Source organism: Nocardia macrotermitis, from assembly GCF_009604405.1.
Taxonomy (GTDB): Bacteria; Actinomycetota; Actinomycetes; order Mycobacteriales; family Mycobacteriaceae; genus Nocardia; species Nocardia macrotermitis.
This window is the reverse complement of the sequence record NZ_WEGK01000014.1, coordinates 16129-31413: the sequence shown is the minus strand read 5'-3', so window position 1 is coordinate 31413 and position 15285 is coordinate 16129. Positions and strand designations below refer to the sequence as shown.

Below are 15285 nucleotides of genomic sequence, written 5' to 3'. Positions count from 1 at the left end.
ACAACACCGCGACCGGTCTCGAATTCGAGCGACACCGGGGCACCGCAAGGGAAGAATGCCCGCAGTTCACCCCGCGGGCATTCCTACCGAATTCACTTGCGCGGCAGCCCCATCACGAAGGTAGCGATCGTGTTGAGCTGGATCTCCAGGGTTCCGCCACCGATCACCCAGGTCGGGATGTCCAATTCGTGCTGGACGACCTCCGAGTCCTGCTCGTTCAACGCGGCTGCCGGACCGATGAGTTCGAGGGCGGCGGCCGCGGCGTCGGTGTGCAGCATCGATGCGGCGGCCTTGGAAATGCTTGTGGCAGGCCCGATTCCGTGACCGTCCAGGCGGCGGATGGTCTCGCGCAGGTTCATCGCCGAGATGGCCGCACCGCGCGCGCTGATCCGCCCCAGGGCACGCAGGGCGTTCTCGCGGCTGCCCGCGTATTCCTCCCGCTCGACGATGCCGACGAGACGGGCATTGTGTCCGGGATCGCGCACGCCGCCGATGAAAAGCCGTTCCTGGGCAAGGGTTTCCAGTGTCAGCGCCCACCCCTGGCCGACCTCGCCGAGCACCATGTCGTCGGGGACGTAGGCGTCGTCGAAGAAGACCTCGTTGAATTCGGCGTTACCGCTGGACTGGGTGATCGGCCGGACCGTGACTCCCTCGCCGTGCATGTCGACCAGGAACATGGTCAGCCCACGATGACGTTCGGCCTCGGAATCGGTGCGCGCCAACAGGAGTCCCCAGTCCGAGCGATGTGCCAGGGTGGTCCAGATCTTCTGGCCGTTGAGCCGCCAGCCACCACCGTCCCGGGTCGCGCGCAGGCTCAGCGAGGCCACATCCGACCCGGCCTCGGGCTCACTCATCAGCTGGCACCAGATCTCCTCGCCGCGCAGGGCGGGCGCGGCCAGTCGCGCGAGCTGTTCGGGAGTGCCGCGTTGCAGCACGATCGGCACCACCCACTGCCCGATTCCCATGCCGGGCTGGGCAATTCCGTGCCTGTCGTACTCGTCCTGGAGGATCAACTGCTCGAGCGGCCCGGCCTCGATACCCCACGGCTTGGGCATGGGCGGGGACACCAGCCCCGCGTCGGCGAGCAGCGTGCGGCGCGGGCCGGTGTTGGCGCTGTCGTGGTCGCCGATCTTGCTGGGGTTCGGATTATCCAGTGCCGCAGCGCGATCCAGGATCTCCGAAACCCAGTCGCGGAAGGTGGAATCGGTCTCCGGCAGCGGCACCGCGAAATTGCGCGGGCCGTCGAGCGCGACCTCGCCGAGGCGGCGTTCCCAGTACTCCGCCGACCCGCCGAGCCCGGCCAGCGAGATGGCCCGCCGCCAGTACAGGTGCAGATCGTGTTCCCAGGTGAACCCGATCGCCCCGTGCAGCCCGAGGCATTCCACGGCCGCGTGCACGGCCCTGCCGAGGGTGATGATCGCGGCGCCCGCCACCGCGTGCGTGCGCTGTGCGGCATCGTCGGCCAGCCCGCGCACCGCGTCCCACGCCGCCGAGGTGGCGAGTTCACTGGTGATCAGCAATTGCGCGGTGCGGTGCTGAACGGCCTGGAACGCACCCACCGGACGGCCGAATTGCTTGCGCGCCTTCACATATTCGGTGGCCGTATCCGAACACCAGCGGATCACCCCCGCGGCTTCGGCGGCCATGAACGCGGTGGCGACGGCCTCGGCATACTCGGCGTCGATGCCGTCGAGTTCGGTCGCGGCCACGTCCTGCAACCGGACAACTCCCAGGTCACGACCAAGATCCGAACCGGCGCGCGCCTCGACCCGGACTCCCTCGGTGGCCCGTTCCACCAGGAACCAGCGCGTCCCGGCGGCCACCAGGAACACTTCGGCCGAGGCCGCACCGAGCACCGGTCCGGTCGCACCGGTCAACCCGGTATCAGCGGCCCGCACACCGTGGTCCGGTGCGATGGTCGCACCGGTCCCGCCCGCGGCGAACCGACGCAGCGCATCCTCAACCGGCGCACCGGATTTCGATGACGCGACGATCGTGCTGGTGAGCACCGAGGGCAGCAGCGGACCGGGCAGCAGCGCCCGCCCGGCCTCGGCCAGCACCACCGCGATCTCGTCCAGCGTGCCGCCCTGCCCGCCGACCTCCTCGGGCAGATGCACGCCGGGCAGTCCCAGCGCGACCAGATCCGCCCAGCAGGACGGCAGCTCACCGGCCGCGAGCCGATCGGTGTTCGCGCGGGTGTATTCCCGCGTGCTGTGGCGGTCGGCGAATCCGCTGACGGCCTCCGCCAGCGCCGTCTGGTCCGCGGTCAGGGCTACAGGCACGGTCTCTCACTTCGGTCGGCGTTCGGTTGCGTTCCGGCTCTACACCGGACCCACCGATTAGAACAGGTTCCACTACGTTACGTGAGCGAACAGGGCCTCCGTCGAACCCCGTGACGACGAAGGCCCTGCCGGTGACCGCTACACCGCCCCGCTCACCACCTCGTCGAGGCCGGCCAGCGCACGCGGCAGCGGACCGCGATGCAGCACACCGAGTCGTTGGGTAGCGCGGGTGAGAGCCACGTACAACTCGGCCGCCCCGCGCGACCCGTCGGCGAGAATCCGCTCCGGCTCCACGACCAGAACCGCGTCGAATTCGAGCCCCTTGGTCTCCGACGCCGCCACCGCACCGGGCACGTCCGCCGGACCGATGACGACACTGGTCCCCTCCCGAGCAGCCTCCTCACGCACGAATTCCTCGATGGCCGAAGACAATTCGTCCTCCTCGACCCGCCGCGACCACGGCCGCACCCCCGACGCGCGCACCGACTCCGGCGGCCGCACACCGGGCGCGAACTCCGCCAGCAGCGCCGCGGCGACACCCATGATCTCGGCCGGAGTCCGATAGTTCACCGACAGCGACCGATAGGCCCAGCGCCCGGGAACATACGGTGCGAGCATCGTGTCCCACGAGCGCGCCCCCGCGGCCGAACGACGTTGCGCCAGATCGCCTACCACCGTGCAGGACTTGCCCGGACAGCGCCGCATGAGCACCCGCCAATCCATCTCCGACAACTCCTGCGCCTCGTCGACCACGACGTGCCGATACGTCCAATCCCGGTCCGCCGCAGCGCGTTCGGCGAGTTCGCGGGTGTCGCGCTCGATGAAGCGATCGGCCAGATCCTCCCCGTAGAGCAGATCGGTTGCGTAGAGGTGGTCCTCGTCGTCCATCGAATCCTCGCGGCCGGTCATGAGATCCATGACGCCCGCGGCGTATTCGGCGTGCGCGCGACGTTCCCGCTCGGCCGAATCGTCCTTCGTTTCGTGCGCGCCCAGCAGATCGACCAGCTCGTCCAGCAGCGGCACGTCCGAGACGGTCCAGGCGTCACCTTCGGCACGCCACAGCGTCTCGTCCGCCCCTGCGGCACAAAGCCTTTCGGTCGAACTGTAGAGCGACGAGAGCAGCTCGCGCGGGGTCAGGATCGGCCAGAGTTCGTCCAGCGCGGCGACATAGTCGCGATTGTCCGCGAGTTCGGCGACCACATCGCCGCGCAACTGCTCCCAGGCTTCGCGATCCTCGCGGGTCAGCCAGCCCTTGCCGATCCGGGCGATCGCGCGTTCGGTGAGCACCCATTCGATGATCTCCCGGAACACCCGCCGCGCCTCGTTGTGCGGCAGCCCGCTCTCACGCGCCTCCTGAATCGCCCACTGCGCGGTCTCGGCGTCGATCCGCACCGTGACGTCGGCCAGTTCGATCGTCAGCGGCTCCCGCTGCAGCCGCTGCCGGTCGGCGACGGCGGCGGCGAGCACGTCCAGGATCTTCAGCGAGCCCTTGAGCCGCGCCGCCTCCGGCGCATCCTCGGCGGTGACGTGCAGTCCGGGCACGAGATCGCCGGTCGTGGTGAACACCACGTCCGATTCGCCCAGTGACGGCAGCACCCGCCCGATGTGGTTCAGGAACGCCGAATTGGGCCCGACCACCAGCACCCCGTGCCGCTGGATCTGCTCACGCTGGGTGTAGAGCAGATACGCGACCCGGTGCAGCGCGACGACGGTCTTACCCGTGCCCGGACCGCCCTCGATCACCAGCACACCCGCGTGATCGAGCCGGATGATCTCGTCCTGTTCGGCCTGGATCGTGGCCACGATGTCGCGCATGCCCTCGCCGCGCGGCGCGTTCACCGCCGCGAGCAACGCCGCGTCACCGCGCTCCCCCGCACCCGGCCGACCGAACACCTCATCGGTGAATTCGACCAATTGCCTTCCGCGCGTGAAGAATTGCCGACGCCGGCGCATATTCTCCGGCGTCGCCGCGGTGGCCACGTAGAACGCCCGGGACGCGGGCGCACGCCAATCCAGCAGCACCGGTTCGTAGTCGTCGTCCGCGTCGAGCAGGCCGATCCGCCCGATGTAGGCGTGCTCGCCCGTGACCGTGTCCAAGCGGCCGAAACACAGTTTGTTGTCCGCCACGTCCAGGCGTTTCACCTCGGTGGCCAGCGTGCGCACCTCCACATCGCGATCCATGGGCGAGAGCCCGTTTCCGCGCAGCGCCGCACTGTAGCGCCGCTTGGCCTGTGCGCGTTCGGCATCCAGACGCGCGTACAGACCGTCCACATATTCCCGTTCCGACAGCAATTCCTCGTCGTACCCCTGCACCGCCACGCACCCCTCACTTTCTGACCCGACTACCTGCGGATAGTCGCCTCGGCCAGCGATTGTGCAGCATGTACCGGGCCTTGCCGCAAGACCCGGTATGCGCTATACAATTGAAGGGGAAGAAAAGCGGGGGCTATTTTGATTCGTCATCGTCCGGCAGTTGTGGCGCTTTCTCGCCGATGACCAGCGCGGGATCGTCCGGTAGCCAATTGCCGTGGAATCCGGCGGGCACCCGCTGCGTGAGATGGATCTGCGCGACCGGGCCCGCCGCGAGATCCTCCGCGTCCAGGATCACCAGATCACTGCGATCGGTCGCCGGGTCGTAGACGTAGGACAGCAGCCAGCCCGGGCCGCCGGGGCGGGCGTCGGCCGGGGCGAACGAAGCCTCGGAGGGACTCCGCCCGTCGGGGAACACGTAGCTGGTCGCATCGCCGGACCGCAGATCGTAGCGGTGCAGCGCGCCGAGCCCCTCGTCCTCGCCGGTCCAGGCGGCGGAAACCGAACTGGTGACGTGCCCGAATCGCGCGGGCAGCCCGGCCAACCGGTCATCGATCCGCGGGAATTCGACATCACGATCATCGAGCCGGCGTTCGGTCACCGTGCCGCGGGCCAGATCGATCGTCCAACTCCACAGACTCCCCCGACTCTCGACATCGACGCCGTCCCCCAGCCGGTCGTACCGAACGACCTGCACGGTCAGCACCTGCCCGCTCGGATCCTCGTACGCGTTCAGCCCGTGGAAGACGAAGCAGGGCTCGATCTCGAACCACCGCACCGCGGCCTCGGGATTCGCGCGATCCAGAACACCCAGGCGCGCACCGTATTCCGGCTGCCAGCGATACGGCATGCCGGGCGCACCCGTGCGGATCCGCACCGGATCGAAGACCACCGGGAGATCCATGAACACGACGTGTCCGGCGGTCAGGTGGAAGTCGTGCATCATGGTCGGCGCGGCGACCTCGATCGGCCGGGTGTGGACCAGATTCCCGTTCGGATCCGCCCGATGGTAGGTCAGATACGGACGTTCGGACACGCCGTAGCCGAAGAAGTGTAGTTCACCGGTGAGCGGGCAGATCTTCGGATGCGCCGTCATCGCGGTGCGCAACCGGCCGCCGAAGTCGTACGCGCCCATGGTTTCCAGTTCGTGCCCGCCGCGCATGTCGAGTTCGTAGGGGAGTGAGGATTCCACCAGCGCGAAGGTGCGTCCGGCATGCCGCACGACATGTGTATTGGCCTGGCCGAAACGCAGATCGCGAGGGCCGTTTCCATTGTCCCCGTGCGGTTCTCCGTTGAACGTGGCGGTGCGCACCCAGCGGTTGCGATACGCGACCGCCCGGCCACCCTCGAGCCGCACGCCGTGCACCATGCCGTCGCCGAGGAACCAGTGCGGCGAGGCGCCCGTGCGCGGATTCGGACCGTTGCGCAGGTACCACCCGGCGAGCTCGGGCGGAACGGCACCGGACACCGGCAGCTCGGTGACGCTGATTTCGGTATCGACCGGCGCGAATCCGCCGAGTAGATGAGGAGCGGTGGCAGTCATCGAAAAACCTTCCTTCACAAGGGAATCGGAATCAGGCGGCCGACGGGTTCGCGGCCCGGGCGGCGGCGCGGGCCCGCGCGGTGTAGCGGACGGTGAACACGGCCGGGACCGCGAACGCGGCGACCTGCACCACGGTGCGCGGGGTGTCGGTGTGCGCGAGGATCGCCAGCAGCACGCAGCCGAGGGTGAAACTCGCGGCCCACACGCCGGTGATGACGTAGTTGACCCGGATGAACGCCGGATTCGACCACAGCTCCGGCGGCGTGGACTGCTTGGCGATCGGAAGCGTGAACGGGATGCGGATCAGCAGCGAGATACCCGCGACGAGCATCAGCACACCGCTCGAGATCGCCGGGGAGTACGGGTGCAGCGGGGTGTTCGGATCGGCGAACGCCAGGATCGTCAGCGCGATGAAGAAGGCCGCCGAGCCGAGATCGATCACCATTCCACCCACCCCGCGACCGGACCTGACCAGGCGGAATATCTCGATCAGCGAGAGGCAGGCGGCGATCAGCGCGGCCCACTGCCAGTAGTGCGACGGCACGACCGCGTACACGATCCAGGGGGCGAAGGTGCGCAGGAAGGACATGAGAGCTCTCCGAATATTTCGTAGCGAACATGTTGGTACCGGATATTCCGGTACCGGAATATGAACTCAATCCTGATACTCCGGTCCCGACATGTCAAGTCCGCAATGTAGGCTGTGGACATGAGCCTCCGACACGCCCTGCTCGGTCTGCTGGCGGACCATCCCGCCAGCGGTTACGACCTGCTGCAACGGTTCGCCGGATCGCTCGCGAACGTCTGGTCCGCCTCGCAGACCCAGGTCTATACCGAGCTGACCAAGCTCGCCGGTGAAGGCTTGATCGCCGCCTCCGAGGAGGGTCCGCGCCGCCGCAAGGAGTACGCACTCACCCCCGACGGCCGCACGGAACTGAAGGAGTGGCTGCGCGCCGACCCCGCGCGTCCGCCCGCGCGCAACGACATGCTGCTGCGGGTGTTCTTCCTCGGCGGTCTCCCCCGGCAGGAGGCCCTGGATCATCTGGCCGCCATCGAGGAACGCGCCCGCACCCAGTACGAGGAATTGGTGAACCTCGAGAACACGACCGAGTGGACCGGTAGCGACTTCTCCGAATACGGCCGCCTGGCCCTCGAGTGGGGGCAGCGCTACTGGACGATGAACCGGCAGTGGGCACAGTGGGCTCGCGAGCAGATCACCGACCGGGCCACCTCGACCGAATAGCTCCGAAATCCTCACCGCCGGAACGAGTTCGACGCGGCGACGGCTTCGCTATCGAGCACCGGCGATCCCGAACTCATCCCCGTAGTGTTCACCGCAGCGATGAACTCGGAACGCCCGTAACAGCGGGATCCCGTGTGCCGTAGGCGATTCGGCGGAAACTTCCACCTGGACCCAAGTGGCATCGTCGACCGTAGAATGATCGACGGTGCCACGCTGAACCATCCACGACCTGTCGGGATGCCCTCCCGCAGCAATCCTCGTCGACGCGACAGTGCCCGCACCTGCTGATCGCGCGAATCATTCACGTAAACGATCTCGACGCCGCACAGCGCCGCAAACTCGACTACCTGATCGGCCGGGCCCACATCACCGGCGACGAACGCGTGCTGGATATCGGTTGCGGCTGGGGCAGTCTCACGCGCGCGATCGCCGATCGGCACCCGCGCGCCCGGATCACCGGAAACGAGATATTCCCGGAGTCAGAGCCGCCGCGTCTGGCCGAAATCGCCCATGCCGCAGAGAAACTCTTCGAATTCCGCTCACTGGTCAACGATCGTGCCGACTACGCGCGGACCTGTGCGGAATGGTTGCGGCGGCTGCGGGTGCGGCGCGCCGAGGCCGAGCAGATCGCCGGAGCGGCCGTCACCGAGGCGTACGAACGGTATCTGGAGGCGTCCATCCGGCAGTTCGAGTTCACGGGCTGCTCCTCGCGCATTGGCAACGAACCGATCGGCCACCCACAATTCTGAATTCCCTTGGGCCCGTTGCGCAAGACGCCCCGCTACCGGACCGCACCCGCCTGGTAGCCGACCAGCAACGCCGTCAGAATGCGGGTGAGCCGCGGCTCCACATCGATCACCGCGTGCGCCAATTCGGGCCGCGACTCGTACAGCTCACGCAGCGAGGTACCCGGGGCCGCCATCTGCCACAGCGCCCCGGCCATACCGGTCGCCGTCGCGATCACATCCACCGCTTCCGCTTCGGCAAGCCCGAGCCGCTCCCGCAAAACCGTTGCCACCGAGGCGACTTCGGCGAATACGGCCATCTTGAACCGATACGCGACATCCAGCGACACATTGCGTTCCAGGTTCATCGGGGCCTGGGCGAGCAGGTCGCAGAAGAACGGTCGCGCCACCAGCGTGCGCGCCAGCATCGCCGCGACAGCCTCGGGTGTCGCGACGGTCCGGTCCGCGGACCACTCGCCCACCGCCGTCGCCCAGTCGCGCCAGCCCTCGGCCGTCAGCGCCAGGAAGATCTGCTCCCGCGTCTCGAAGTATCGGAGCATGGCGGACTTGTGCATGCCGACCGCGGCCGCGATATCGGTCAGCGTCACCTCTCGCACGCTGCGCTCACCGCCGAGGGTGCGGGCGGCGGCGAGAATCGCGCGCTCGCGCTCCTGCTTGGCCTCCGCACTGCGCGCCCGCCGAGGTGCTGCCGAATCCATGACGCACATCATAACGCAACCCTGTTGCACTATTAACGCAACAGAGTTTTACTAACTACATGACAACGAAGACATGGTTCATCACAGGCTCCTCGCGCGGCTTCGGACGGGCGCTCGCGATCGCGGCGCTGGACGCCGGTGACCAGGTGGTCGCCACCGCGCGCACACCGCGCGACCTGGCCGATCTCACCGAGAAGTACGGCGACAGCGTGCTTCCGGTGGCATTGGACGTCACCGACCGGGACGCCGCGACGGCAGCGCTACAGGCGGCGGTCGAGCGGTTCGGCCGGGTCGACGTGGTGGTCAACAACGCCGGATACGCGAACATCGCGCCGGTGGAGACGATGCCCGAGGACGATTTCCGGCGGCAGTTCGACACCAACTTCTGGGGCGTCTACAACGTCTCGACCGCCGCGCTGCCGGTGCTGAAGGCGCAGGGATCCGGCACGATCGTGCAGTTCTCCTCGATCGGCGGCCGGGTCGGCGGGACCCCCGGTCTCGGCTCGTACCAGGCCGCGAAGTTCGCCGTGGACGGTTTCACCCGGGTCCTGGCCGCCGAGACCGCGCCCCTCGGAATCCGCTACCTGGTGGTGGAGCCGAGTGGATTCGCCACCGACTGGGGTGGGTCTTCGATGCGGATCGCCGAGGTGCCGCCCGAGTACGACGCGACCGTCGGTGAGCGGGTGCGCGGATTCGCCACACCCGGCCCCACCGCCGGAGATCCGGCCCGCGCCGCGCAGATCCTGGTCGAGGTGATCGGCCGACCCGATATGCCCACGCATCTGCTGCTGGGCGTCAACGCGGCGCGAATGGCGCAGGACTACTCGCGCGCGCAACTCGCCGAGGCGGCGACCTGGGAACGCGTCAGCCGGTCGGCCGATTCCGACCAGCAGTATCCGGTCGAAATGCCGCTGGCCGCAACGGTATCCGCGTAACCCGGCCGCCCGAGCGCCTCAGCGGTAGATGAGGCTCTTGGCTCCCACCATGCGGATCAGACTGAGGATCGGCAGGCCGATGACCAGGTGCTCTATCCCGGTCGAGATGCCGATCCACACGTCGCTGGACAGCACCAGCGGAATGACCACCGCTGCGGCAGTGAGGATCCCGACGATCCAGGTGAAGAACAGGCCCGGCGTCGGGGTGCCCATGCGCAGCAGATACCAGAGTGCCCCGGCCAGGACCGCGCACAGGAAGGCGACCACCGCGAACCAGTAGGCGTCCTCGGCCATCGGGTTCCACACCCCGAATTTGCCGCTCTGCGTGACGCGATCGGCGATGACCTGAATGATCCACGCGCACAACCACGCGGCGAGCGCGGTCACCACCGCGGCGGCCAGCACACCCCCGATGAACTTGCCCGGATCGAGTTCGGGGCCCTGCCGCTGCCGGGGCCGTCGGTCCGGGTACTCCTGCCGATCCCCGTACTCGGCGTATTCCGGCTGCCGCTCCCGGTATTCGGGGTGGCGATCGCGATATTCCGGCTGGCGATCACGATATTCCGGCTGCCGGTTCGGATATTCGGGCTGCTGATATCCGTACTCGGGCTGCTGCGGGGCGTCGTATCCACAATCCCGTCCGTAGCCGGGCTCCCGATAATTCCCCGGCTGATAGCCCGGCTCGTACCGTGCCGTGTGCTGGTCGCGCGGATCCCTGGGATTCAACCGCCGATCACCTCCGTAGAAAGCATCCGTGTGCGTCGAGTGTAGGTCCTGACCCGTTCCGGATCCCCGCCTCATGGAAAATGACTTGGCAAACCGCACATCTCTTGTCACATTGTCGATCGATACGATGCCGAGCAGAGGGGTTGACATGCGCCGATTCTTCGAAACACCACAGATCCTTCATCGGACGGTGACCTTCGAGGACCTCGGCATCCATGCATACTCATCACACCATCGCCATCGGCGTACTCGCACACGTCGACGCCGGTAAAACCAGCCTGACCGAACGCCTGCTGTTCGACACCGGCACGATCCATACGCTCGGCCGTGTCGACGACGGCACCACAGCCACCGACACCGGCGACATCGAGCGTCGGCGCGGCATCACCGTGCGTTCGGCCGTAGTGTCGTTCGCGCACAACAACACCCGGGTGGACGTCATCGATACCCCCGGCCACACGGACTTCGTCGCCGAGGTCGAGCGCGCGCTCGAAGTGCTCGACGCGGCGATTCTGGTGATCTCCGCCGTCGAGGGAGTGCAACCACACACCCGAATGCTGATGCGGATCCTGCGGGCGGCAGGTGTCCCAACGCTGTTGTTCGTCAACAAGATCGATCGCGCGGGCGCGCGCACCCACGAGTTGCTCGAAGAGATCCGCCTGCGGCTCACCCCGCATCCCATCCCCATGAACACCGTCCGCGAACCCGGTGACAGTACTGCCAGCGCCACACCGAATCTGCTCTCGGACAATGCTTTTCGAAGTCGAGTCATCGAAACGCTGGCCGACGTAGACGATCTCGTGCTGGCCCGCGCCGTGGACGGCCCCGCATTGCGGCCGAACGAAATCCGCGACCTGCTGGCCGCTCGAACCGCCGACGCGACCGTTCATCCGCTCTACTTCGGCTCCGCCCGCACCGGGCAGGGCATCGGGGCACTGCTCGACGGAATCACCGAATTACTACCCGCATTCGACACCGATCACGCCGGAGGTGTCCCGCGCGGGATCGTCTTCGCGCTCGAACGCTCGGCGTCCGGGATGAGGATCGCCTACCTCCGGTTGCTCGCGGGCGCACTCGCTGTCCGGCGGCAGATCGGCTTCGAACACTCCGGCACCGGACATTCACACAGCGGCACGATCACCTCTCTGCGACTCGTCGGAGGCGGTGAGCGTACCCGGTTGCACGCCGGGGAGATCGGTACGATCACCGGCTTTCCCTTGATCCGTGTGGGCGACCGGATCGAGGGCACCGACCACCCGAAAGCTCAGCGCCACAAGGGTTTCGCCGAGCCGATTCTGCGAACCTCGGTCCGCGCGCGCAACACCTCACCCAGCCGCCTGTACGCCGCACTGCTGGTCATGGGCGAGCACGACCCGCTCCTGCGCATCCACAGGGAACCCGATGGCACCACATCGATCCTGCTCTACGGCGAGGTCCAGAAGCAGATCATCGCCGAAACGCTGAGTACCGAGTTCGGAATCGAAGCCGAATTCCTGATCAGCGAACCGATCTGCATCGAACGCGTCACCGGAGTCGGCGAGTCGATCGAGCAGATGGGTTACCGCACAACAAATCCCGCAGGCTTCTGGGCCACCCTCGGCCTGCGCGTAGCCCCCGCCGACATCGACTCCGGCGTCGCCATCGAACGCGAAACCCGCTACGGCTCACTCCCTCACGCCTTCCACCACGCCATAGACGATTCCATCCGCACCCGACTCCGGAACGGCCCTGCGGGACGGTCGATCACGGATTGCGTTGTCACCGTGACCCACACCGGTTTCGCCGCCCCGCTGACCACCGCGGCCGACTTCCGCGAACTCACCCCGATCGTCCTCGACCGCGCCCTACAGGCCGCCGGAACCCGAATCCTGGAACCCACCCACCTCTTCGAAATGACCGTCCCCACAGACACACTCAGCCCGGTAAGCACCTACCTGTCCACGTTGGCCGCCGAAATCCGGGAAACGACTGAGGATCCCGGTGGCTGGCTGATCCGGGGCGTACTTCCCGCGAGGTATGTGCACACCGTGCAGCTCGAACTGCCGAGGCTTACGCGCGGCGAGGGTTCGTGGTGGTCGGAGCATACGGGCTATCGGCCGAGAGACCTCGAACACCACCGCCGGAATCGGACCCACACGCGGCGGACCGAGCGCGGAATCGAGGGTGGCCCGGTGTCCGACAATCAGTAGACGGTTGCGCGGCGGAATTCGAGGAGGCAGCGTTGAGGTGTCAGGTCTCGGACGGTGTCCAGCTCGATATCGTCCTGTCCCATGTAATCCACTGTGCCCTGGAGGTCGGTGCGGGCTATCGGTGCAGGTTGATTCCGAGCAGGGCGAGCCACAGGATGATCGCCCACGCGTCGGTGCCGATTCGCAGCCAGCGCGGGGCGGAACGTACCTCCATGAAATGCCGGATGATCAAGCGGGACTTGATCATTCCCAGTACGACGATGACGCTGACGAGAATGCCGTCCAGTGCCGATCCGTCTCCCGGGTTCTCCGGAGTCAGGCCCCACGCGAGTACGGTGATCGCCACCAGCGCGATCCAGACCAGCAGGATGGTGCGCAGTTCCGGCCGCAATCGGCGGACCAGCGGAATGCTCTGGGAATACACGTCTCACCTCATGAGATAGAGAATGGCGAAGATGACGACCCACAGCAGATCCACCATGTGCCAGTAGGTCGCGCCCTGCTCGACCATGCCGGGGCGCCGCAACGCCGGATTCCGCAACTCGCGCACCACGATTCCGAGGATCAGCAGCCCCAGGACGAGATGGGCGAGGTGGATTCCGGTCAGGACGAAATAGAAGCTGAAGAACTCGTCCGAGACGGTGTAGCCGTGCGCGATCTCCTGCTGCCATTCGAACACCTTGAGCGCCACGAACAGCATGCCGCACGCACCGGCGGCCCAGATCAGCCGTTCCGCGGTCCGGGCAACACCGCGCCGGATCTCCTGCACCGCCATCGCGACGAACATCGAACTCGTCAGCAACACCACCGTATTGGCAACGCCCACAGCAAGATTCAAATGCCGCTGCGCATCGGCGAACGCCCCCGGCGCGCGATCCCGGAACACCATGTAGACGGTGAAGTAGCACCCGAAGAAGAACAGATCCCCCAGCACCAGCACCCACATGTCCAGGTCGCCGGGCAGCCTGCCGGTGGTCCCGGTCTCCTCGAGCGCCTCGGACGTATCGCGATCGGATACCGTCATCGCGCCTCCTCACGAGCGTAAAGCGCAGGGGCGCTGTCGGTTTCGGCCCGCCCGGCATTCCACATGAGCGGCAGCAGCGCACCGATCCAGATCCCGAAGATCACCACCGCGATGTAGAACGTGATCATCCCGTTCCAGGCGAACGCCCCGGCATGGAACACCCACATCTGCGTGGCCAGCACCTCGGTGACCACCTGCCAGATCGAGATGTACGCGAACCATTTGGGAAATATGCGATTCCGGTCGTACAGAATGGCGATGGCGATCATCACGTAGGCGGCGGTGAAACATCCCAGCGAACCGTTGTAGGACAGCATGCCCAGGTCGTAGAGCAGATGCAGGATCCGCGGCTCACGATCGGGCCGGAACGTCGCGGTGAGCCAACACACCAGCAGCACATGGAATCCCGGAATCGCGCCCACGCCCATACTGGCGATATACGCGTAGGACAGCACCGACCCGGATGACATCCGCTTCATGAAATAACCGATGATGCCGTTGGAGATCGCCGCCCCGCCCGCGATCACCAGCAGGATCGCGAAACCGATCCGAATGGTCGCGTGATGCTGCGAAAACCAGTGCGCCACTTGCAGATCGGTCACATCCGGCCGCGGCGGCGGGGTGGCGCGACCCAGGAAGATCACCCCGGCCGAGAGCGCCCCGTAGAAGACGGCGAAGATCCAGTAGCTGATGTAGACGTCCGGGCGCATCCGCCGCGCGGGCGTCGCGTCTGCCGGGGCGGCCGAGGTCACGGTACTCACGCCGACTCCCGGGCCTCGCGACGATAGGACGCGCGCAGCACGAAGAACATCACCACGACGAACACCGCGAACGCGATATTGCGCAACCAGAACGACACCACGCCGTTCCACGCCAGCGGCCCGTTCCGGAACACCGCAGCCCCGGCCGAGGGTGCCATCAGCACCGCCGTCACCAGCGAATAGTGCGCCACCCACCGGGGAAACACCGGATCGCGCACGTCGTCGAAGTAGATCGCCAACGCCAGCAGCACGAACTGCGCGACCAGCATGCCGATCGGCGCGATGAAGAAGATCCAGGCCAGATCGTTGAGCAGCTGGATCAGATCGGCGGACCGGTCCGGGCGGAACGCCGCCACGCCGAAGAAGATGTCCGACAGCGCGAACAGCGTCGCCCCGGCCACCACCGCGGCCAGATAGGAGAACGCGAAGATGTGGCTCTGCCCCCGCATCCGCTGCATCCGCGCCAGGATCAGTACGAAGAACGGGACGATCAGAATCCCGCACAGGTTGAACCCGACCATGCTGAACCGGATCATCGCGGTGTGGTCGCGATAGAACTCGGCCACCTGCGTCGCGGTCAGATTCGGCGACATCGGCGGGAAGAAGCCCGGGAACGCGGCCAACAGCACCAGTAGCACGGCCGCGACGACCGGCGTGGACCACAGGATCACCTGCTGGGCTCGCAGATTCGTTGCCGCCGAACGGTTCTCGTCTTCGAGGAGGACTTGCATACCCGCATTCCTTTCCGCCGCGCACGCCACCGGGTCCACATGTGGCTGCTACGCGCGTCCGTGCCGGAAGCCTCCCACCATTCCTGACTGTAGTCAA

General features: G+C 66.8%; 14 protein-coding genes. 4 read left to right on the top strand and 10 right to left on the bottom strand.

Going from position 1 to position 15285, the window contains the following annotated elements; all coding sequences use genetic code 11:
- Positions 1-92: 92 nt before the first annotated feature.
- From NRB20_RS27825 to NRB20_RS27810, 4 genes are all read right to left on the bottom strand, one after another.
- A complete protein-coding gene (locus tag NRB20_RS27825) occupies positions 93-2282 on the bottom strand; it encodes an acyl-CoA dehydrogenase (protein WP_319945485.1) in 2190 nt (729 codons plus the stop codon).
- Positions 2283-2420: 138 nt separating this feature from the next.
- Entirely contained in the window at positions 2421-4601 is a 2181-nt protein-coding gene (helR, locus tag NRB20_RS27820; RefSeq protein WP_319945484.1) for an RNA polymerase recycling motor ATPase HelR, read from the bottom strand.
- Between the two features lie 127 nt (positions 4602-4728).
- Complete coding sequence (locus NRB20_RS27815) at positions 4729-6135, bottom strand: carotenoid oxygenase family protein (RefSeq protein WP_153414222.1); 1407 nt, start codon at positions 6133-6135, stop codon at positions 4729-4731.
- A gap of 31 nt (positions 6136-6166) precedes the next feature.
- A complete protein-coding gene (locus NRB20_RS27810) occupies positions 6167-6724 on the bottom strand; it encodes a hypothetical protein (RefSeq protein ID WP_153414220.1) in 558 nt (185 codons plus the stop codon).
- Between the two features lie 120 nt (positions 6725-6844).
- Between NRB20_RS27810 and NRB20_RS27805 the strand changes: the two genes are divergently transcribed.
- Both NRB20_RS27805 and NRB20_RS27800 read left to right on the top strand, forming a co-directional pair.
- Positions 6845-7378 (top strand): PadR family transcriptional regulator, encoded by a 534-nt coding sequence (locus NRB20_RS27805; protein ID WP_153414218.1) that lies wholly within the window; start codon positions 6845-6847, stop codon positions 7376-7378.
- A gap of 281 nt (positions 7379-7659) precedes the next feature.
- Positions 7660-8127, top strand: a complete 468-nt coding sequence (locus NRB20_RS27800) for a class I SAM-dependent methyltransferase (RefSeq protein ID WP_153414216.1) — start codon at positions 7660-7662, stop codon at positions 8125-8127.
- Positions 8128-8159: 32 nt separating this feature from the next.
- Here NRB20_RS27800 and NRB20_RS27795 read toward each other — a convergent pair whose 3' ends face one another.
- Complete coding sequence (locus NRB20_RS27795) at positions 8160-8822, bottom strand: TetR/AcrR family transcriptional regulator (RefSeq protein ID WP_153414214.1); 663 nt, start codon at positions 8820-8822, stop codon at positions 8160-8162.
- A gap of 59 nt (positions 8823-8881) precedes the next feature.
- On the opposite strand from NRB20_RS27795, the gene NRB20_RS27790 reads away from it, so the two are divergent.
- On the top strand, positions 8882-9757 hold the full coding sequence (locus tag NRB20_RS27790) for an SDR family NAD(P)-dependent oxidoreductase (RefSeq protein ID WP_153414212.1): 876 nt from the start codon (positions 8882-8884) through the stop codon (positions 9755-9757).
- Between the two features lie 18 nt (positions 9758-9775).
- On the opposite strand, the gene NRB20_RS27785 is transcribed toward NRB20_RS27790, so the two are convergent.
- Positions 9776-10483, bottom strand: coding sequence for a hypothetical protein (locus NRB20_RS27785; RefSeq protein WP_153414210.1), 708 nt, complete (start codon positions 10481-10483; stop codon positions 9776-9778).
- A 215-nt stretch (positions 10484-10698) separates the two neighbouring features.
- Between NRB20_RS27785 and NRB20_RS27780 the strand changes: the two genes are divergently transcribed.
- Positions 10699-12672, top strand: a complete 1974-nt coding sequence (locus NRB20_RS27780) for an elongation factor G (protein ID WP_153414208.1) — start codon at positions 10699-10701, stop codon at positions 12670-12672.
- Between the two features lie 115 nt (positions 12673-12787).
- Here NRB20_RS27780 and NRB20_RS27775 read toward each other — a convergent pair whose 3' ends face one another.
- Genes NRB20_RS27775 through NRB20_RS27760 form a run of 4 tightly spaced genes read right to left on the bottom strand, consistent with a single transcriptional unit; the run spans position 12788 to position 15188 of the window.
- Positions 12788-13096, bottom strand: coding sequence for a cytochrome C oxidase subunit IV family protein (locus NRB20_RS27775; protein ID WP_319945483.1), 309 nt, complete (start codon positions 13094-13096; stop codon positions 12788-12790).
- A gap of 3 nt (positions 13097-13099) precedes the next feature.
- Entirely contained in the window at positions 13100-13696 is a 597-nt protein-coding gene (locus NRB20_RS27770) for a cytochrome c oxidase subunit 3 (RefSeq protein WP_153414206.1), read from the bottom strand.
- Positions 13693-14457 (bottom strand): hypothetical protein, encoded by a 765-nt coding sequence (locus NRB20_RS27765; RefSeq protein WP_319945482.1) that lies wholly within the window; start codon positions 14455-14457, stop codon positions 13693-13695. Before NRB20_RS27765 ends, NRB20_RS27770 begins: the two co-directional genes overlap by 4 nt.
- Positions 14454-15188: a hypothetical protein gene (locus NRB20_RS27760; protein ID WP_153414204.1), complete on the bottom strand. Its 735-nt coding sequence runs from the start codon at positions 15186-15188 to the stop codon at positions 14454-14456. The genes NRB20_RS27765 and NRB20_RS27760 overlap by 4 nt, the downstream gene beginning before the upstream one ends.
- Positions 15189-15285 lie beyond the last annotated feature (97 nt).

Excerpts from the sequence above, each read along its gene's own strand:
- NRB20_RS27770 (WP_153414206.1), bottom strand. The coding sequence starts at position 13,696 with ATGACGGTATCCGATCGCGATACGTCCGAGGCGCTCGAGGAGACCGGG.
- NRB20_RS27810 (WP_153414220.1), bottom strand. The coding sequence starts at position 6,724 with ATGTCCTTCCTGCGCACCTTCGCCCCCTGGATCGTGTACGCGGTCGTG.
- NRB20_RS27760 (WP_153414204.1), bottom strand. The coding sequence starts at position 15,188 with ATGCAAGTCCTCCTCGAAGACGAGAACCGTTCGGCGGCAACGAATCTG.
- NRB20_RS27815 (WP_153414222.1), bottom strand. The coding sequence starts at position 6,135 with ATGACTGCCACCGCTCCTCATCTACTCGGCGGATTCGCGCCGGTCGAT.
- NRB20_RS27795 (WP_153414214.1), bottom strand. The coding sequence starts at position 8,822 with ATGGATTCGGCAGCACCTCGGCGGGCGCGCAGTGCGGAGGCCAAGCAG.
- NRB20_RS27780 (WP_153414208.1), top strand. The coding sequence starts at position 10,699 with ATGCATACTCATCACACCATCGCCATCGGCGTACTCGCACACGTCGAC.
- NRB20_RS27790 (WP_153414212.1), top strand. The coding sequence starts at position 8,882 with ATGACAACGAAGACATGGTTCATCACAGGCTCCTCGCGCGGCTTCGGA.
- NRB20_RS27805 (WP_153414218.1), top strand. The coding sequence starts at position 6,845 with ATGAGCCTCCGACACGCCCTGCTCGGTCTGCTGGCGGACCATCCCGCC.